Here is a 19,775-nt window from a genome sequence, read left to right as displayed (position 1 = left end):
CATGCTCTTCCATGATACTTCCAGAGGAGCCAGATCCGCTGCTATCATCAAGTCTCTTATTGATACAGCAGCTGCAAATAACCTTGATCCTGAACTCTACCTGACAGAACTTTTGGAGCATGCCCGAGACTTTGTTAATGAGCCTGCACGGGCAGCCGAGTATATGCCATGGACTGAAAAGATGCAGGAAAGGTGCATGAATAAGACTAGGAAGGAAGATCTCAATCAGTAGGATTCGTACCTAGAGTAGATCTGATTTCTAAAAATTTAAAAGGCCACCGGAAAGGTTTATTTTTTTAAGCCATTCTGGTGGTCTGGTTGGTTATGAACGGGTGAGTGAAAAGCGCTTACTTATCAGAAGAAGACATGAAAAAGAGGCAGCCAAATATAAGGGAGAATTTTTGTGTGGGAAAGGCTTTGGGGTTAGTAACAATTGGTATGCCGGAACTAATTATGATAACAATGATGTTCATGATGACGCTAGCATAGGGAATCACTACCCTCATAACAGGAGAAACATAAATAAAAATATGGAAATGCATATGATGGCAGGACTTTTTCTGGAGAACTGAAAGTGACGAAGGAATCATATCGCAGAACGCTAGAGGTGATTATTCAGGATCTTAGGGCAAAGCAAGCAGCATGATAGGGGGATAACCATGGATATTAGAGAATATAAAGTTAAAGAATTGCCATATAAATATGTGCTTTTTTATAACATCCCAGAGGAGCAGATGGAGTCATTTCGTATCATGCTTTCCGGGGATAAAGATGACAATGCAATTTTGACATATTGTTATATCGATCCGGAAGCCGGGGTTAGCTACAAAGGTTTATGCTCATGCAAAATTACCGGTGATAAAGTTAGATACAACTTATCAGAACAGTTGATAGGACTGACACTTCGCGAAGGTGGTATAGAATGCGATGCCATTGTCATGGAAAATGTTGCTGAAGGGTATGGCTTTCAGGAAGAAGCGGAATCCATAAAGGAAGACTATGGATATTTTGAGGAAAAAGTAGCCATAGATTATAACAATATTTTTGATGCATACAGGCATCCTTTTTATCCGGATGATATACAGGTATTCTTCCCTACATCAGCAGGTGTATACGAAACTATGTGGGTTGAGGAAAATGGAGCTACTGCAAAAGGAATAATGTGCAGATTGCTAAATGAACCCTATGATGAAAGCATAGGATACAACTATGGTGATTTGGTCAACGTGGTTCCCAAAATAAATAGTAGTGGTGAGATTATTCCAGTGGCAGACGGAAGCCAGTTTTGTAAGGTGGAGCCGGAGGATTGGGATTACTTATAAAGAAATGCTATAATTATAAGAGGGGACACATTGATGTTCCTTCTTTGTTTATGCGATTGGATATGAATGGGGAATTGTTATGGAAACGCTTGTTTTTACGAAGTTTGTAGATCAGTCTTTGTTGAAATCAGGGTTAACAGTACCAAAGGAAGCTTGGGATGAGATACAAACGTGCTTGGGTGTTAGGCTAAACAAAGGTGACCAAATAGATGTTTCAATAAGGATAGATGATAAAACATTTACGGCAAAGTTCGTAAATGTTAATTTTGCAGCGTCTACTACAGATAGGACTGTATTTCAGATACGATATAGCTCCCAATCGGATATCTGTGTTTATTTAAATTCTATTTTCCCTCAGATCTCAGAATATATAGCTGTTCATTCTTCAGATGAAAAAATTAGTATTCCTACAGCACTTCAACAGAAAATAGATGTATATGTTACGGACTCCAAGGAACTTGTGTTTAAGCGACAGGCTGAGAACAACGATACTCTTAAGGCGTTTTATAGATACCTTGGTCCCGTTGATAGTCTTGGTGGCTACGAAAGATCCTATAAACTTGTGTTTTACAAGTCCTATTTTGAAAGTATAAAACGAGGTGAGATAACTACAACAGAGCATATTGCTAGTCTTTTTCGGGAATACTATATAAATCGAATTCATCAGGGTAAGGTTCCTGATATAAATGTAAGCTGGGCAATAGCTAATCCTGAGAAATGTACGGTAAAGGATGCGCTTGATGTGATTCTCAGGAATCCTTTTAATGTGATTCAGAAGAAGGGGTTCTTTACTCAAGACAAGGCTGATGACCATGATGTGTTTAAGATGGTTCCGTCATTGGCTGCAGTAGTTAACGATTCAGAGATAGAAAATATCCTGAGCATAGTTGAACAAAAGCTGAAATTATACTATTCATCAATAGATAACGGAGAAAACGGCAAATTGAGAGAGGTCATTGATAAGTTTTTAAATGGATACGTTGATGCTAAGAAAGAAGCATTTTCCGGAAGTCCATTTGGGACGTTTGTTAGATCAGAAATACCAAATGCCATATACAATACTGGCTTAGTGGATCCACAGAATTACTTGATCACCGGAAGTGTAGGGCAAGGGAATTGGGCTACAATCCCGTGGATATGTATCTTTGATCGAAGTATCACAACTACGGCAACAAAAGGGGTTTATATAGTTTATCTACTCTCTAAAACGGGAGAATCTTTATACTTAACGTTTAATCAGGGCTGCACTGATATCAAGAATGCTCATGGTAAGCAGGGTGCGATTAAGATAATGAGGGAAAAAGCGGCAGAAATTGCATCAAGAATTGATGACCGTGGTTTTAACACAGATGAGAAGATTGATCTTGGTCAGGGACTTACAGATTTAGGAGAAATGTACCAGAAAGGTACGATTTTCTATAAGGAATACAAAAGGGGCGCTGTGCCATCAGAGGCTGAACTTCAATCAGATTTATCCAAGATGATGGATATTTACCGAGAATATGCAGGAGTTAAACCTGCTAATACAGGCGCTATTGATAATATTAAGGGAGTAAATAACGTGTCCATAAAGAATGACATTGATCAGATTAAAAAGTACATATCAGCCAAAGGCTTCAGCTATAACGATGGTCTTATTGAAGACTTCTATCTCAGCCTAAAATCCAAGCCCTTTGTTATTCTTGCTGGTACCAGTGGAACGGGAAAAACAAAGCTTATTAAGCTGTTTGCAGAAGCAATGGGTGCTACATCCAAAGAATCCAACGGGAATGGCAGATTTAAACTTGTTTCCGTAAGGCCGGATTGGTCAGATTCTACAGACTTATTTGGACATACCGACTTGAATGGCAATTATGTTCCTGGAGCAATTATTGATTTTGTGAAACAAGCAAAAGATGACAGAGAATTTCCATATTTCCTGTGTCTTGATGAGATGAACCTTGCCCGTGTTGAGTATTATCTTAGTGACTTTTTATCCTTGATTGAGACCAGGACCAAAGTTAATGGGGAAATAAAAACTTATAAGCTTACATTGGATGAGGCTGCTAAAGACAAGTATGGGGATCTGTATATTCCAGAGAACCTTTATGTTATCGGAACTGTAAACATGGATGAGACAACCTTCCCGTTCAGTAAAAAAGTGCTTGATAGAGCAAATACAATAGAGTTTTCATATGTTGATCTCACACCGAGTTTTGTCTCGGATCCCAGTGCTGCAGTACCGCTAAACAAAGGAAATGATTTTCTGAAATCTCAGTATATTATTCTGGGGACTGATGTTAAGCCAGGCCAACAGGAGCTTGTTAGGAGAGTAAGTACAGATCTACAGAAAATCAACGAAGTGCTTCAGCATGCAAACGCGCATGTTGGATATAGGGTAAGAGATGAGATCGCATTCTTTATGCTGAACAATGATGAGGCAAAGCTTCTTGATTATGACGTTGCATTTGACTATGAAATCATGCAAAAGATTTTGCCACGAGTACAAGGAAGTAGCGAAGCAATCAAGAATATGATGTGCGATTTATTTAAGATGTTTGCTGGCGATTATTCTGGTTTCAGTCCAAGTTATGTCTGGAAACAGATGGATGATTACATAAATAATAAGCCTTGCAAGTACGTTAATTCTGCAAAAAAACTCTGCTACATGATGAGGAGATTTGAAGAGGATGGCTTTACTTCCTACTGGCTCTGATAAGTTGCTGGAAATATGCACTGAAAAACTGAATGTAGTAATAAAGAGTAGAAAGAGCTGGTCAGGAGATTCTTCTGACCGGTGTTCTTCACTTGTGCTTGATGGAAAAAGAATTAAATCTGTCAAAATAGCTACGATAGAGGGTGATATAGAGTGCGAAGAGCTGGATTATGCTCATTATGATTTTGAAGTACCACCGTTTTTCTTCGAGCAGACAGATTATGAAGTGATTATTAAGAGCAATGATGGAAGTGATCTGTCATTTTGGAATGAGAATTATTCTATACGAGATAAGATAGGAACTGCATATGATGGCGATAATACTCTGCTTTCCGGAATAATCCATTTTGAAAACATGGCAGGGTATTCAGATTTTGAGATCTATGCAGATGGCCGTAGGTATTTAACACTTAGGATCGAAGTGTTTCCTTCAAAGATTACTTATAAGGAAGATTACCAGAAGATGATCGATGACATTTCTGAAATGGTTTCGGAAGTGGCTATTGATTTCATGCAAAAAACGTATCAGACATTTTCGTTGGGGCATACACAGAGCACGGTGCTCTCGGTATATTTCCAGATTTTATCAGTTATTTTCAAGGATTACATGAATGCCGTAAATAGGATTATCAGTGTTCCAAACCATAAGCTTATTACAGAGCATGAGGTTATGCCGTATTACAAGGCAAAGAGAACTGACAAAACATCAATAAACTGGCTTAAGAAGCGCCAGGATAGAATGATAATAAAAGACGGTGTTGTTTATGCAGAAAGACTCCTTACAGCAAAGAAGCAGCTTACCTATGATACAGAAGAGAACCGTTTTGTTAAGTTTATTTTGAAATCAACAGTAAGGAAGCTAGACACATTTATCAAGAGATATAAGAAAAATGCGGAAGTAGTAGAGAACAAAGTTCTTGAAGATGCTGAGAGGATGAAAAGAGATGTTAAGCGTGTAATGAATTCATCTTTTCTTCAGGATGTTTCAGAATACCACGCTGCCAAGAGTATGTCTTTAGTATTTGGTATGGCTCCTGGATACAGAGAGCTATATAAATGTTACCTTATGCTGAGCAAAAGCTTATCTGTTAATGGTGACGTATTTAAGATGTCTGTTAAAGATACTGCTCTTTTGTATGAGTATTGGTGCTTTATTAAACTCTTCAATATTTTAAAGAAAGAGTATAAGTTGGTTTCTCCTGACATAGTAAAGGTAGATAACAACGGAATTACTATTACGTTGATCAGAGGTAAGAGATCAGAAGCTAAGTTCTTTAATCCAAATACCGGGGAACATATTACGCTTGTTTATAATCCGGGAGAAAGCCAGACACAAACTGTAAATCAGAGACCAGATAATGTTTTGGAACTTGAAAAACGTGGCTCGGATGTGGCATATAAATATGTCTTTGATGCAAAGTATCGCATAGAGAAGGATCCTTCAGGACCATATTATCCAGATAATAAGCCAGGACCGAAGGTTGATGATATTAATACCATGCATAGATACAGGGATTCTATTGTTTATGAGAATCGTGAATCTCGTTTTATGTTCGAGAAAACCATGTTTGGTGCGTATATTCTTTTTCCGTATGACAATGAGGAAGAGTATAAGGATCATAGATTTTACAAGAGTATTGATACTGTGAATATTGGAGGCCTTCCATTTTTGCCAGGATCTACAAAGCTTGTGAGAAGACTTTTAGACGAGCTTATTAGTGATTCTAAAGAGTCTGCGTTTGAAAGAACCACACTCCCTGCAGGTATTGAAGAAAAATTGGCTAGAGTAGACTGGGATAAGAGAGAAGTACTGGTAGGAACATTCAGATCTCAGGAGCAGTTCAATATCTGCTACCAGAAGAAATTCTATTATGTTCCTAAAAGTATGGTGAGTGATGAAAGATTGCCAATTCATTATGTCGCTCTTTACCAAACTAACAGTAAGTTTGGGGATAAGGGCGAGATAAGGTTCTATGGAGAGGCTGTCCGTGTAGCGTTGGTAAAGCGATCATCAATAACAGAAGTACCAATTAGTCCTGGTAGAAACAATGGCGATGAGCCATATTATAGAATTACTGTTAGAGAATGGAAGGATATCACTGATAGTAACGAATCTGGAAAACCTATAATGCCACAAGAAGAAGGCTTTGCAATTGGATTCACAAATATGTTTTTAATGCAGCACAGCGAGGTTGTGCCTGAATTGATGCTTAAGTCTGAGGAAGAATATAGATTCTATAGAGAACTTAAGCGAACATCAGCTGGTGTTGATATCGATGAAAATATAGAAGACCACAGCTTTAAGTTTGGAGACATCTGCTATAGCTTTCAGAATGATGAGATATTAGCTGTGAAGGACAACAAAATTGTACAAAAATGTAAGATAAGTGATTTTGCGAAGAAGCCGGCGAATACGTTCAGGATTCTAAGATATGCTGCAGATAAGTGATATGGCAGTTTACAGAATACTTCATGAATGCATGAAGGACACTTATAGCGGACATGATGATTGTAACAGTACAGAAAATTGTGAGGTGTGGAAATGGCTGATAATAAGACAACTATTGAAAAAAGACTTTTAAAGATGAAGGAGTTTTATAGTCAGTTAGACAAAATGATGGATGAATTACCGGACGTTTTGCCTAAAGACATCAAGAACCTTGTTAGAGATAAAATTTTAGGAGATAAGGAATTAAAAGAACTCATTGATGGGATTGAAAATCATAGACCCCCAAGGTTTTTATTGATTGGCAGAACGGGTGTTGGAAAGAGTAGTTTAATAAATGCCTTGAGTTCCAGCTATGTGGCAGCCGTCAGTGATGTTGAGAGCTGTACAACCGAAACAAAGATTTATCCATGTTATGACGGTGACCGAAAAATGATGGATATTATGGATTCTAGAGGTATTTCTGAATCAATATCTACAGATGAAAGAGTCACTGCAGAAGATCAGCTTCTGAATGACATAAACGAATTCAATCCGGATGTGGTTCTATTTCTGCTTGCAGCTACACATAGGGACAATATAGATAAGGATGTTGAGTTTTTAAAAAAGGTCAAACAAAAATATGTAGAAATAAATAAAGTTGATGTGCCTGTGCTAGTTGTCATAAATAAAGCTGATGAAGTTCAACCGAGTAGAATTAAGGATCCTGCAGAGTATAATGTTGCGAAAAAAGAGAACCTGCAAAATACTGTGACTTATTACAAAAGGATATGCAATGAAAATGGTCTTATAACAGATGGAATAATAGATGTCTCCAGTTATATTGAATGGGTAGATAGTGATAGAAATAGTGTACAGCCATCAGATATCTTGGAGATGAGCCAGTCAGAAATAAATAGTTTAAAAATCGATTTTGATGGTAGATATCATATAGACGAGCTTCGCGAAAAACTTGATGAAGTAATTCGTGATTTTGATGCCAAGATGGGATTCAGGATGGCGTTGCAGCTTAACGAGCTTGTAAGAAAAATGGCTATGCATCTTACGAATTCATTTGTTGCGATAGCGGGTGCGGTTGCTTTTGCTAATATTCCGATCGCTGACATATACATATTGCTGCTTGTTCAGTCTATTATGGTCGCTTTGATAGCGGGACTAAGTGGAAGGGATATTTCGATTCAAACTGGAAAAGAATTCTTGGCTTCGCTTTTCTTAACCGGTGGAGCCGGGGCTGTGTTCAGAATTATAGCTCACGGAGCAGTTAAGTTTATTCCAGTAGCCGGCGGCGTTATCAATTCGGGAATAGCAGGAGCAGGAACAAAGGCAATAGGAGTTGCCGCCATTAAGTATTATATTGATGGTGTCAGTATCGAGGAAGCGAGAGAAATATTTAAAAAAGAAAATAAAGCTGATACAGATATAGATAAAGAAAATGAAGATGCAGCGCTTTGACGGGGAAAGACTGGTAGATAGCGAGCTATCTGTTACAGGTGATGCCCTTAAACTCAGTATGTTTGGAAAGAAGCTTGGGAGTTAGTAATAAAGGAAGATAGTAACTAATGAAAATAGTTAACGTAGTTGCAGCGATTATCTGCGACAATTACGATAGAAAAACAAAGATATTTGCAACTCAGCGTGGATATGGGGACTATAAGGATGGCTGGGAATTTCCCGGGGGAAAGATTGAAGAAGGTGAAACGCCTGAAGAAGCACTTGTAAGGGAAATCAGAGAAGAGCTTGGTGCGGAGATCGTTGTTCATGATCTTATAGACATCATCGATTATGATTATGAGACTTTTCATCTTCATATGAACTGCTACTGGGCAACTGTTGCAGAAGGTAAACTTCAGCTTTTGGAACATGAAGCAGCGAAGTGGCTTGAGGTTAATGATCTTAGAAGTGTTGACTGGCTTCCTGCAGATCTGGCACTTCTTCCGAAGATTTCTGCTGCTTTGATTGATAAGAACGTTGAGTATTATAACAAAAATGCTGATTCGTTCTTTGCCGGAAGTGTTAACGCGGATATGTCATATGAAAGGGACAGGTTCATAGCACTTCTTCCTGAGCATGGTCGTGTCTTGGATGTAGGCTGTGGAAGCGGGCGAGATAGTAAGGCATTTTTGGAGGCTGGTTTTTCTGTAATAGCTTTTGATGCTTCTGAAGAGATGCAAAAGAGAGCCGCTGAATATCTGGGACAGGAAGTCCTGGATATGAGGTTTGAGGATATCGATTTTTATAATGAGTTCGATGGAGTCTGGGCTTGTGCATCACTTCTTCATGTTCCTGTGGATCAACTGCCGGAGACGATGAAAAAGCTGAATGCATCTTTAAAGAGTGGTGGTGTAATATATGCTTCTTTCAAATATGGCAATGGCACGAAGATGCGCGGAGATCGCAAGTTTAGTGATTTTAATGAGAAGAGCATAGTCACGCTTTTTGAGAGTGCAGGATTTGAGATTCTTTTCAATGAGGTTGGTACTGATAACAGACCCGGAAGAGAAGATGAGATGTGGGTCAATGCAATAGGGAAAAAGGTTTAAGGAGCTGGGGACCGTTCGAAGTCGCGAAGCGGCGAGTTACGGACCCCGTATCCGACCGGACTTAATCAAATGAAATTATAGTATACGGAGGTGGAGATAAAAATGAGCACAGTAAAAGAGACAATAGCAAAGAGAAGTTCAACACGCGGTTATACACAGGATCAGATTTCAAAGGAAGAGCTTGATGCGCTCCTTACAGCAGGTCTGCAGGCTCCGACCGGTGCCAACAAGCAGGAACTGCATTTTACAGTTGTTAAAGGCGACAATCAGATCCTTGCTGAGATTGAGAATGAGAAGAATGCCCTTCGAAACATAGAGCATGCTGAGCACAATTTCTATTACGAAGCTCCGATTCTTATCGTTATAAGTGCAGAGAGCGGGTACAAATGGAGCAAGGTTGATGCAGGTATCGCTGTTGAAAATATTGCACTTTTATCTGAGGAGATGGGACTTGGAAACCTTATCATCGGATGCATTTATGACGCACTGCATGGTGAGAAGGGCAAGTATTTCTCAGAGAAGCTTGCTATACCGGAAGGCTATGAGTTTGAGATAGCAATTGCAGTTGGCCATAAGGCTGTGACTAAGGAGCCTCATACTTATAACGCTGATGCTCAGATCACAATTTTGGAATGATATATGGAATATATTGAGATTTTTACAAGAGAAGGTAGGCCCACCGGGAAGATCATAGAAAAGCATGAGAAGAAGCACCCCGGGGACTATATAAAACACGTCCTTATCATTATGAAAACAAGTGACAGTCCTGCTCCGGGAAAAGGTGAGGGTAAGTACGTTGTACAGCAGAGATCTCTCCGAGCCAGGTATTACGCAGGTAAGTGGGATATGACAGGTGGCGGAGTAAGGTCCGATGAAACGCCAAAGGAGGCAGCAGTTAGAGAATTGTCAGAAGAGCTTGGGATAAAGGTAGCACCTGATGATTTGGAGCTTGCTTTTGAATATATCAAGGACTGGGATGATGGGACAGGACTACTTGCATCTGTTTTCATGCTGCGAGTAGATGTTCCTGAAGGCGGATTTGATTTTGACCGCTACGAAGTGAACGATGTCAGGGTTATGCCTTTTAGCGAGTTCTATGGTCATATCATGGATCATAATGATGAAGAGATGGGCAGAGGAATCAGGGATATAGAGGCAAGGCTGTAACAGATATAAGCATGTGTGTCCATGATTGGGGGAGATGATAATGCCATTTTCAATAATAAGAAATGACATAACAAAGGTAAAGGCAGATGCCATTGTTAATACGGCAAATCCCGAGGTTACCATAGGCGGTGGGGTAGATTCTGCCATATACAAAGCTGCTGGTGAAGAGGAACTTCTCGCTGAACGAAAGAAGATCGGACAGCTCGAGCCAGGTGAAGTTGGTATCACACCGGCATTTAAATTGAATGCAAAATACATTATCCACGCCAGCGGACCATGGTGGGAAGGCGGGGATAAAGGCGAGTTTGATGTACTTAGAAGCTGTTATGAAAAATCTTTGAATCTGGCTTTGGAAAATGGTTGTGAGAGTATTGCCTTTCCACTTATCGCAACCGGAGTATATGGATTTCCTAAGGACAAGGCACTTCAGATAGCCACTTCAGTTATACAGGAGTTTTTATTTGAACATGAGATGTCCATTATCCTTGTTGTGTTTGATAGAAAAGCTTTTGAATTGTCAGGTAAGGTCTATTCTGATGTCCAAGGATATATTGATGAGAACTATGTAAAACGCAGCTACCACAGAGAATATGGCTCCAGAGGAGAAAGGAACGCAAGGTTACGAGAAAGATATGATCTGGATGCGATAGGAAGTGCTGAAGAATGTGAGGCCTGTTTCGATGAGGAACCCATCGAAAAGTTAGTGGAGAGCACTCCTGTGATGAAGCTGATGGCCATGGAGCCTGATGGGAAGAGCCTCGATGAGCTCTTGGATTCACCGGCAGAGAGCTTTCAGGAAAAACTGTTCCAGCTGATTGATAAGAGTGGCCTCGATGACGTATCGGTTTATAAGAAAGCTAACATAACGAAAAAGGTCTTTTCCGACATCAAGACCAAAAAGAACTATAAGCCAAGTAAGAAGACAGCTGTAGCTTTTGCTATCGCCCTTGAATTATCTATGGATGAGACGACGGATCTTTTGCAAAGAGCAGGCATTGCCCTATCGCCAAGTAGCAAGTTTGATCTGATAGTCGGATATTATATCAGCCACGGAATATATGACATGATGACCATAAACCTGACACTTTTTGATAACAAACAGGAGTGTCTGGGAGTAATAAAATAAAGGATTTTTAAGAGAAGTGAAAAGTCACCTGACAAGTGACCACTTCTCTTTTTCATTTTCCTATACTTATCTCATAGCAAGAGAGCGAGCAAAAACGCAAGCGGATAGGAGGTATATATGTACGGAGCGATTCTTGGAGATATGGTAGGAGCACCTTATGAATTTGACAGAGGTAATAAGAGCAAGGAATTTGAGATGTGGAACAGAAGGGTTCAATTCACGGATGACACTGTTATGACAATTGCTGTTGCAGATGCAACCCTGACAGCTGGTAAAGATTCCGGAGAAAAAGAAATTAAAGAGGCCCTGGTCGAGAAGATGCAGGCCTGGGGAAGAAAGTATCCCAATTCCGGATACGGCGGAAAATTTGGTTGTTGGCTGAGGAGCAGTGATCCCAAACCTTATGGAAGTTATGGTAATGGCTCAGCAATGAGAGTTTCTTCAGTGGGATGGCTTTATGACACTATTGAAAAGACAAGAGAAGTTGCAAGATGGACTGCAGAGGTAACACACAACCATCCGGAAGGGATCAAGGGAGCGGAAGCTACAGCATCTGTGATATTCATGGCAAGGACCGGGGCTACAAAGGAAGAGATTAAGCAGTATGTGATGCAGGAGTTTGGCTATGATCTTAGCCGCACCTGCGATGAGATAAGACCGGGATATTTTCATGATGAGTCCTGTCAGAAGACAGTACCTGAGGCAATAACAGCTTTTCTGGAAGGTAAGGACTTCGAGGATGTGATCAGAACTGCGATTTCACTGGGCGGTGACTGCGATACACTGACCTGCATTGCAGGAGGAATGGCTGAGGCGTTCTATGGAATACCCTTGAAGATGATGGTGGAAACCTGCGACAGGCTCGGGGATGACATGATTGATGTTTTACAGGTATTTGATGCGGTTCGAAAGGGAGATACATCTGATCCCGATCTTGAGGGCAATGACATTATATTTTCAGCAATAAAGGAGTTCCGGGCTGAGACAACACATGAAAATCTGACAAAAGTAGTTCAGACATTTTGTCAGAGAATTAAGGAAGGAGGAAGGTTCATTATTCCTGTGATAGCACCGGAGGCTATGACAAAGGAGCTTGACCTGGAGCATATTTCTGTAGGAGATGAGTTTACTACAGATGAGGAAATGGTATTCAAGTTTCAACACATAGAGGACGATGATGGTATTGTTTGGGCAGTAGCGTTTACATCAAGGGAAGAATATGAAAAGGGAGCCAGCTCAGATACGCTGATCATGGACATCGGACAGGTGCTTGAGGGATTTGCGGGAAATACATCTGAAGCGGGGATCATGATAAACCCCTGGAGTGAGAATTTATTGCTTAGAAAAGATCTAATAAAGGCGATTGTGGAGATGTCAAAGGAGGAAATGTGATTATGGCAAACGAGAGAATGATAAAGGTAACAGGCAAAGGCAATCTGAAGGTTAAGCCTGATGTGACAAGGCTCACAATAACACTTGAGGGTCAGAATAAAGAATATGACAAGATTCTTGAGCAGTCTTCAAAGGATACAGAGGCACTTAAGGATATCATGGAGAAGCAGGGATTTGATAGAACTGATGTGAAGACTCTTATGTTTAATGTGGATACAAGATATGAGAGCTATCAGACCAGAGATAATAGCTGGAGAGAGCGATTTGTGGGCTATGAGTTCAAGCATGTTGTTAAGGTAGAGTTTGATTCAGATAATACAAGACTTGGAAAAATCCTCTTTGCCCTTGCAAATGCTAAGGCAATTCATCCAGATTTCAGAATCAGTTATACAGTAAAGGACAAGGAGGCATCCAAGAATGAACTCCTTGGCAAGGCTATCGCTGATGCAAAGGCAAAAGCGGCAGTTCTTACAAGTGCTGCAGGAGTGACATTAAAAGATATCAAGACTATTGATTATTCTTGGGGTGAAATTGAATTTGAGTATTCTCCAATGCGTGGAGATATGCTCTGCAAATCAGCTTTGATGGAAGAGAGCTGTAGATCTTTTGATATGGATATAGAGCCGGATGATATAGAGGTATCTGATACGGTTACAGTGATGTGGGAAATAATTTGATTTATACTTTGTAGAATTTCACAGGGGTTTACGAGTTGTTTCACCGGATGTCTCACCGGATTGACAGCTGTCATTTTTATGGGACATGTAAAGAGTGATAATTGTATTATCAAAAGGGTATTATCAAAAGAGGACATAAATAAGCAGCTGAAGATAAGGAGAATCATAGTATGGGAAGGGCTATTGGGTTTGTAACAATTTGTATACCGGCAGCAATTTTGATAACAATGATGCTCATGATGCCGTTGGTTGTCAGGTGAAAAGGAGGCTCTATGAAGCGGTTTGTGTATTGGGTCAAAAAGTGTGTGAGAGGACATAACAAGCATTGCAAGCACTTTTGCTGCACCTGCGAATATTATGAAATTTGCCATAAAGATGGTGCATTTAACTAATGTGGCGCAGGGAGAATAAAGCGTTATATTTCGCCGAAACGGGTGTGTATTTGTAGATAAAACAGGTTTATTCTTATATAAAGAGGAACCACACCGTTTTCAAGCAAGAAAAGGAGGCGGTAAGTTATGAAGAAATCAATAATCAGTCTTTTAATGGCATTCGCTGTTGCAATTACCATATTTGGAACTACATCTGTGAGCACTTTTGCATACAATAGCCAGTGTGCTAAGTCTGGATGTACAAGGAAAAGAAGCACCGGAAGTATTTACTGTTATGAGCACAAGAGTGGATCTTCCAGCAGTAGCTCGTATTCAAGCAGCAAGAGCTATTCTTCTACCACAAGTACAAAGCACTGCGCAAAGGCAGGCTGCACCAGGAAGAGAAGTACGGGTAGCATCTATTGCTACGAGCATAAGCCTAAGGATACATCAAGTAGCAGTTCTTATAGTAGCAGCAAGAGTACTTCCAAAAAGAAGAGCAGTTACTCCAGTAAATCAAAGAAGAGTTACGACTATTATGGAGTTCATGATTATAAATCGGCTCAGGACTTTGCTGATGATAAGTATGAAGAGTTCTATGACTACGAGGACGATTACGAAGATGAGGACGAGGCATACGATGCAGCAGAGGATTACTGGAATGATAACTACTGATTATAGAAAAGTTGCTGTTGTGGGTTAGCTTAAGGAGGCGCATTATGACAGGACCTTTTGATGATATGTTTGGAAATACACCCTTTGACCTTAATCATGATGGTCATATAGATGGCGGTGAGTGGGCGTTTATAAATGATACGCTTTTCTCAGATGATTCAAGTGCTGATATAGACGAGGAAGACGAGCTTGAGGATGAACTTGATATGGCAGGGCTTGATAGAGATGAGCTGGAGATGATGAATCCCGATGAGCGCCGCGAGGCACTTGAAGATGCTGGCCTTGATGCAGATGATTTTGATGACTTTGACTTCTGACAGTAATACTTCGAAAAAAATTACAGTGATGACCACTAAGGAAAGCAGAGGTGGAATATGGGATTATTCGGATTATTTTCAAGTGATGAACATGATGTCAGATTAACTGATAAAGAGATAGAAAAGCTGACAAAGAACATGTCACGCTCAGAGAAAAAGGAGTTCTGGCGCAGGCAGGAAGAGATGGAAAGAGATCGCGCTGATAAGGAAGCGTGGCTCTGGGCCATGGGCGATGACGACGATTTATAAAGATGAGAAACGATTCTGATGGATTCAGTACATAGTGCCGGAGGTATGTTATGAGAAACATTTTCTTTTCAAAAATGATAAGCTCTGTAACTCTGATAACAGCCTTACTATGCGCAAATTTCCTTGGGACATGTGCTGCAGGTGGAGAGAAAACTGCGGACTTGTCAATCCCGGCTTACAGCGGCAGCCCTTCAGTAGAGATAAATGATAATAAGCCGGAGTTTATAAAGGACGAGATAACAAAGGTGTCTTTTGAAAGTTATGGTGAGCTCGATGATCTTGGCAGATGTACTCCTGCAATGGCAAGTATCGGTAAGGATCTCATGCCCACAAAGGACCGCGAGTCCATAAGCATGGTAAGACCGACCGGCTGGGATCAGGAGAAATATCCCGGACTTGTAGATTCAGACCCTCCATATCTCTATAACAGATGCCATATGATCGGATTCCAGCTTACGGGTGAGAATGCCAATGAGCAGAATCTGATAACAGGCACAAGATATTTCAATGTCGAGGGCATGCTGCCTTATGAGAACGAGGTTGCTGATTATATCAGAAGCACAGGCAATCATGTTATGTACAGGGTTACTCCGGTATTTGAAGGGAATAATCTTCTGTGCGATGGCGTGAAGATCGAGGCATTGTCTGTTGAGGATGGCGGTAAAGGTATCAGCTTCAATGTATTCTGTTATAACGTACAGCCCGGTGTGATCATCGATTATTCTGATGGATCTAACAAGCTGGATCGGAACTATAAGGCGGATCAAAGTCAGAAGACAGATGAAAAGGGTGTTTCTGATAATGGCAGTCAGAATGGGAAGACAACGTTTACTCTTGAGGAGTTTGCTGCTACCGGAGGCGGAGATAATACAGAAAATGTCTCAAGATCTGCTTCGGAGAAGACATACTCTTACATTGGGAACTGGAATTCACATGTGTTTCATTATCCGGACTGTGATAGCGTGAAGGATATGAAGGAGAAGAATAAGGTTTATTTCGAGGATGCGACGAGGGATGAGGTTATAGAAAATGGCTTTAAGCCATGCCAAAGATGTGCGCCATAATACTCTGGATACTAGCAGAAAAGGCAAATTATCGCCAAGTATTCCGTATTACTAAATATTTATTTATTTGTTGTGGAATTATATAGTGTATTTAAGAACAGGGGAATAGATTTAAAGTCTGCCAAATGGTAGAAGATGAGATGGAGGAGCTTCAAAGGAGGCTCCTTCTTTGCTTATTAGTATATAGTAAGAAGCACAGTACATGCAGAACAGGAGGCTTTTATGAATAGGAAGAAAAATAATTATTATGATGATTTATATGAGCAGAGCAATGAGTATGATGATCCTGATGATGAATTAAGAGAACAGAAGAGAGATGATAGTTACCATTTTTCGATTCCGTTTACGTATATAAAGAGAAAGCTGGGTAACGATCAATATGAGGATGGGACAGCATATATGGAAATTGATCTGGTATGGGATGAAGCTCAACTAGGATATGTTGTTTCGTACTATGTGCCTAACATGGATGAAATAAGACCAGAAGAAGGAAATGGAGATGAGCAAGAGATATATGAGAATATAGTTTATTTTGATCTTATGGATGAGCTTGAATCATTAGATATTTATGCAACTGCTCTTGTAGGGGCTGGAATTATATAAATAATCCGTGATATACGCTAATAATCAATCTAAGTAGGAATTTTAAATGGATGAGGGAATGTTTCAAACCATATTATTTGCAGCCCTTAATGTACAGCTTCATTCCATAATAAGGAAGTACATAAGTAGTAAAAGTAGTAAATAACTGTGACTTTATAGAAAAGTTTATAATTTTTTAATAATTTGGGGATATAGTCATTCCTTTTTTTGCTGTACATTGCTTTTAAAGGAGAAGGAGAAATGTCAATAAAGAAAAGATTATATGGTGCTGGAGAGATTAACCAAAAGACAGGATTAACAAGTAAGGATTTGTTTACATATAGAAAAAAAGGTCTTATACGGGAGAGTAAGGAAAGCACAGATGGAACATTCCTATATGATGAAGCAACCTACAAAAAAATAGAAATGCTTGCAGTACTAAAAAAATTGGGAGTTAAACCGTCTAAAATGCAAGAAGCATTAAATGCCTATAACAAAAATCCAACCCAATTTGTAAATGATAAACTTGAATTGTTTCAGAGAAATAGTTCTGTTGATGGAAATGTAATTGCAAGATTGCTAAAAGTCCAAAAAACAGGCTTAAGTGCATTTGCGAAAAGTATGTTGTTAAATACGAAAAAAGAAGTTCAATCTGATCCGTTATTAAAAGAATGGTTTAAAGATTTATCGAGTGATGAGCTTAGAAATATGTTGGCAGAGTTTGTTCATGCTGCGCACGATTATAGTGAAGAGTTGAAACAGGGCGGAAAGAAGACAAAGGATATTGTTCTGGCATATTTTACATTCGTAAGGGAACTATATGGATTCAAAGGAATGGCGATACTTTTGATCCTGCCTGAAATTATCACTTCTAATAGTCTAATAGCTGAAAGAATTGTTGAAGGCAGGGGGATAGATTTGCATGATTACTTAAAAATATTTTGGGATGATTACTTGGAATTTCTAGGTGAAGAACACAATGATTTTTTAGAGAGGCTATCAGAACAGGCGTTTAAATGCTTTTATTTAAGTTTTGATAACCCACTTTCCTTGGATTATGAGGAACGAATATGTGATTTTTTATTTGAGGCGTTTGGTGTTCAAAATCGGGATTACTTATTCATATACAAATTATTTTTAGTAAATATATATGATTATTTTAGAGATCACAAAGAGGAAATTTTTAAGGAAAACGGGTGGGAAATTTTTGATTATACATACAAATTAGTGCATTTTTATCGTGTGGAGCACGGAAAGATTATTAGAAAGCCATGAGGGGAAAAGGAATATTAGTATATGAACACTGTAAATTATGAATATGTTAAGGAATTATTAGATAGAACAGAATATGTGTATATTGATACTGCTGCTCTTATGGATATAACTGAGATGAATTTGCTAATTCAAAAATATGGAAGTCTTTTTGCAGAAAATAAATGCAAAATAATAGTACTACCATCTGTTTGTTTGGAGCTTGTTAGGCATCTGGGAAATCCAGATAAATCAGAAAAAGCGATGCAAGTGTTGGAGATGTTCAAAAAGAATCCTGATATCTTTGATGTAGAAAATGGTTCCTTAGATGAGGCTGACATTTATAAGGCATTTGCAGATAAAGAAATCTATAAAACAATGTCTGAAGAACGCAGTTATCATTCTCAGCTGCTGATCACTAATGATCGTAGACTAAGTGAGGATATATTTGGGTTAAACGAACTTCAGTCGATGAGAGGATTTCCAATAGCAGTATGCTTTATTAACCGTTTCGGCGAACTTCACAGATGTGAATGCGTGAAACAAGCCTTTAAAGCCAAAATGGAAAAGGATTTATTTACTGGCCGGGAAGATATAATAATAGATAAGTTGTCTATAAAACAAGATAATGAGAATGGGATCTATAAGTACAATCAAGAAGAAATAAGTGGGACAGGGGAAAACACAAAGTTGAAAATTGGATTAGGTGTATTGGCAGGTTTTTTCATGGGGTATGGTACATCAAAATATGGGAAAAGTATAATAAATTCGCTTAAGACCATTATGTGATTATTTGATGTTAGAAACATGTTTTTTAGATTTTGAGTAGGAGGTGAATCAAAATGAGTGAGAGATTTCCTGAGATTGATTGGTATTGCGATAGATGCAATGCGTACTTGAACGTGCAACCTGGATTTGATGATCATCATTATATTTGGGAATGTACGGAATGCGGACACAAGAATAGTATATCAGCAGCAAATATATATGAATCGGAAGATGATTATAGAAACCATAAACGATGAACTTAAATAAGGAGATATAATAGCCATGAATGCATTAGTAAATTTGTCTATTAAGGGAATGCAGATGTTTTCACAGAAAATATCTGGTGCTTTTATAACAAATACATTTGTTAGGAAACTTCCATCAGGAATAAGCTACGGTATTTTTTTCAATATTCCAAATCTGGCGGTAAAGAAGAATTATTCTTCATGTGTCGCAGACTTGCTAAAATTAGGGTTTAACCAAGTACAGATAGCAAAAATGTTAAATGTATCTCAATCTACAGTTTCTAGATTGGCACGTGGTTTATAGTTCGCTGTAATAGGAGGTGCTTATAATGAAGTTTGGTGAGAGTGAATTGTTGAAAGAGAAAAATGATATTCGTCTACTGAAAATAGGCTGCAAAAATGATCGAGAGGTTTATTGCGTGCTTGGGAATGGCCCTACAAGGCATTTTGAGGATTATGACGACGCACTTGAAGAATATAACTTACGATGGATGAAAATTGAATTTGGAGAGTAATTCACTATTCTGGTGATGTAAATTCGAAATTCATATATGGACATACTAAACGCTAGGATTTTTTCATATGATGAAGATCCTGGCGTTTTTATGCGCATTTTTATCTATTTCACAACCTGGAAATCCTTGTTCCAGATAAATTCAAGTCCGTCGAAGAGATAGGTGAGCTTGCCATCAGGATAAAGGCTGATGAACTTGCTTGTGATATCGGATGGATTATCTTTGGAATTATAGAAGACGCCACCAATGTCATTGTACCCCTGCTTGTCATAAACAAAACCATCAATAGTTATCCTGGAAGGAAACAGTGCTAAATCTGGCATGATTGGACTCCTTTATATTGTGGAAGGGTTTACGTATCTCTACAAGATAT

21 protein-coding genes and 2 pseudogenes are annotated in these 19,775 nt (G+C 39.1%); 22 read left to right on the top strand and 1 reads right to left on the bottom strand.

The features are described 5' to 3' along the window. The 22 genes and pseudogenes from G608_RS21430 to G608_RS0114930 all read left to right on the top strand — a co-directional run. Positions 1–232: pseudogene (locus tag G608_RS21430) on the top strand (transposase domain-containing protein); the annotation flags it as partial. Between the two features lie 100 nt (positions 233–332). Continuing rightward, positions 333–572 (top strand): hypothetical protein, encoded by a 240-nt coding sequence (locus G608_RS24610; RefSeq protein ID WP_026496711.1) that lies wholly within the window; start codon positions 333–335, stop codon positions 570–572. Positions 573–659: 87 nt separating this feature from the next. Then, complete coding sequence (locus tag G608_RS0115045; protein WP_026496710.1) at positions 660–1,322, top strand: hypothetical protein; 663 nt, start codon at positions 660–662, stop codon at positions 1,320–1,322. A 79-nt stretch (positions 1,323–1,401) separates the two neighbouring features. After that, positions 1,402–4,017, top strand: coding sequence for an MrcB family domain-containing protein (locus G608_RS0115040; RefSeq protein ID WP_051209396.1), 2,616 nt, complete (start codon positions 1,402–1,404; stop codon positions 4,015–4,017). Further along, entirely contained in the window at positions 3,992–6,466 is a 2,475-nt protein-coding gene (locus tag G608_RS0115035) for a restriction endonuclease-like protein (protein ID WP_026496708.1), read from the top strand. Before G608_RS0115040 ends, G608_RS0115035 begins: the two co-directional genes overlap by 26 nt. A 93-nt stretch (positions 6,467–6,559) precedes the next feature. Further along, positions 6,560–7,915, top strand: a complete 1,356-nt coding sequence (locus tag G608_RS21425) for a GTPase family protein (RefSeq protein ID WP_051209394.1) — start codon at positions 6,560–6,562, stop codon at positions 7,913–7,915. A 107-nt stretch (positions 7,916–8,022) separates the two neighbouring features. Further along, a pseudogene (locus G608_RS24475) lies at positions 8,023–8,418 on the top strand ((deoxy)nucleoside triphosphate pyrophosphohydrolase); the annotation flags it as partial. Between the two features lie 69 nt (positions 8,419–8,487). Then, complete coding sequence (locus G608_RS24470; RefSeq protein WP_242829409.1) at positions 8,488–9,003, top strand: class I SAM-dependent methyltransferase; 516 nt, start codon at positions 8,488–8,490, stop codon at positions 9,001–9,003. A 102-nt stretch (positions 9,004–9,105) separates the two neighbouring features. Beyond that, complete coding sequence (locus G608_RS0115010) at positions 9,106–9,639, top strand: nitroreductase family protein (RefSeq protein ID WP_026496706.1); 534 nt, start codon at positions 9,106–9,108, stop codon at positions 9,637–9,639. 3 nt (positions 9,640–9,642) lie between these two features. Continuing rightward, positions 9,643–10,170 (top strand): NUDIX domain-containing protein, encoded by a 528-nt coding sequence (locus G608_RS0115005; RefSeq protein ID WP_026496705.1) that lies wholly within the window; start codon positions 9,643–9,645, stop codon positions 10,168–10,170. 40 nt (positions 10,171–10,210) lie between these two features. After that, positions 10,211–11,296 (top strand): macro domain-containing protein, encoded by a 1,086-nt coding sequence (locus G608_RS0115000; protein WP_026496704.1) that lies wholly within the window; start codon positions 10,211–10,213, stop codon positions 11,294–11,296. A 117-nt stretch (positions 11,297–11,413) separates the two neighbouring features. Further along, the gene (locus G608_RS22970; protein ID WP_026496703.1) at positions 11,414–12,688 is read left to right on the top strand and encodes an ADP-ribosylglycohydrolase family protein; all 1,275 of its coding nucleotides are present in this window, start codon (positions 11,414–11,416) and stop codon (positions 12,686–12,688) included. Positions 12,689–12,690: 2 nt separating this feature from the next. Further along, on the top strand, positions 12,691–13,365 hold the full coding sequence (locus G608_RS0114990) for an SIMPL domain-containing protein (RefSeq protein ID WP_035795833.1): 675 nt from the start codon (positions 12,691–12,693) through the stop codon (positions 13,363–13,365). A gap of 518 nt (positions 13,366–13,883) precedes the next feature. Further along, a complete protein-coding gene (locus G608_RS0114980) occupies positions 13,884–14,411 on the top strand; it encodes a hypothetical protein (protein ID WP_026496701.1) in 528 nt (175 codons plus the stop codon). 44 nt (positions 14,412–14,455) lie between these two features. Further along, positions 14,456–14,728, top strand: a complete 273-nt coding sequence (locus G608_RS0114975; protein WP_026496700.1) for a hypothetical protein — start codon at positions 14,456–14,458, stop codon at positions 14,726–14,728. Between the two features lie 57 nt (positions 14,729–14,785). Beyond that, positions 14,786–14,977 carry a hypothetical protein gene (locus tag G608_RS0114970; RefSeq protein ID WP_026496699.1) on the top strand — a complete coding sequence of 64 codons (192 nt, stop codon included), beginning with the start codon at positions 14,786–14,788 and terminating at the stop codon, positions 14,975–14,977. A gap of 50 nt (positions 14,978–15,027) precedes the next feature. Further along, positions 15,028–16,041, top strand: coding sequence for a DNA/RNA non-specific endonuclease (locus G608_RS0114965; protein ID WP_026496698.1), 1,014 nt, complete (start codon positions 15,028–15,030; stop codon positions 16,039–16,041). Positions 16,042–16,263: 222 nt separating this feature from the next. Continuing rightward, positions 16,264–16,644 carry a hypothetical protein gene (locus G608_RS0114955; RefSeq protein WP_026496697.1) on the top strand — a complete coding sequence of 127 codons (381 nt, stop codon included), beginning with the start codon at positions 16,264–16,266 and terminating at the stop codon, positions 16,642–16,644. 240 nt (positions 16,645–16,884) lie between these two features. After that, the gene (locus G608_RS0114950) at positions 16,885–17,898 is read left to right on the top strand and encodes a MerR family transcriptional regulator (RefSeq protein ID WP_026496696.1); all 1,014 of its coding nucleotides are present in this window, start codon (positions 16,885–16,887) and stop codon (positions 17,896–17,898) included. 21 nt (positions 17,899–17,919) lie between these two features. Continuing rightward, positions 17,920–18,663, top strand: a complete 744-nt coding sequence (locus G608_RS0114945; protein WP_026496695.1) for a hypothetical protein — start codon at positions 17,920–17,922, stop codon at positions 18,661–18,663. A gap of 261 nt (positions 18,664–18,924) precedes the next feature. Further along, positions 18,925–19,191, top strand: coding sequence for a helix-turn-helix domain-containing protein (locus G608_RS0114935; RefSeq protein WP_026496693.1), 267 nt, complete (start codon positions 18,925–18,927; stop codon positions 19,189–19,191). Between the two features lie 25 nt (positions 19,192–19,216). Continuing rightward, on the top strand, positions 19,217–19,402 hold the full coding sequence (locus G608_RS0114930; RefSeq protein WP_026496692.1) for a hypothetical protein: 186 nt from the start codon (positions 19,217–19,219) through the stop codon (positions 19,400–19,402). A 104-nt stretch (positions 19,403–19,506) separates the two neighbouring features. Here the strand turns inward: G608_RS0114930 and G608_RS0114925 are convergent, their stop codons facing one another. After that, complete coding sequence (locus G608_RS0114925) at positions 19,507–19,725, bottom strand: hypothetical protein (protein WP_026491417.1); 219 nt, start codon at positions 19,723–19,725, stop codon at positions 19,507–19,509. Between the last annotated feature and the right edge of the window lie 50 nt (positions 19,726–19,775).

Source organism: Butyrivibrio sp. WCD3002 (genome assembly GCF_000424265.1).
In the GTDB taxonomy this organism is placed as follows: domain Bacteria; phylum Bacillota; class Clostridia; order Lachnospirales; family Lachnospiraceae; genus Butyrivibrio.
Note: the sequence above shows the minus strand (reverse complement) of the source record. Positions and strands in the feature narration are given on the sequence as shown.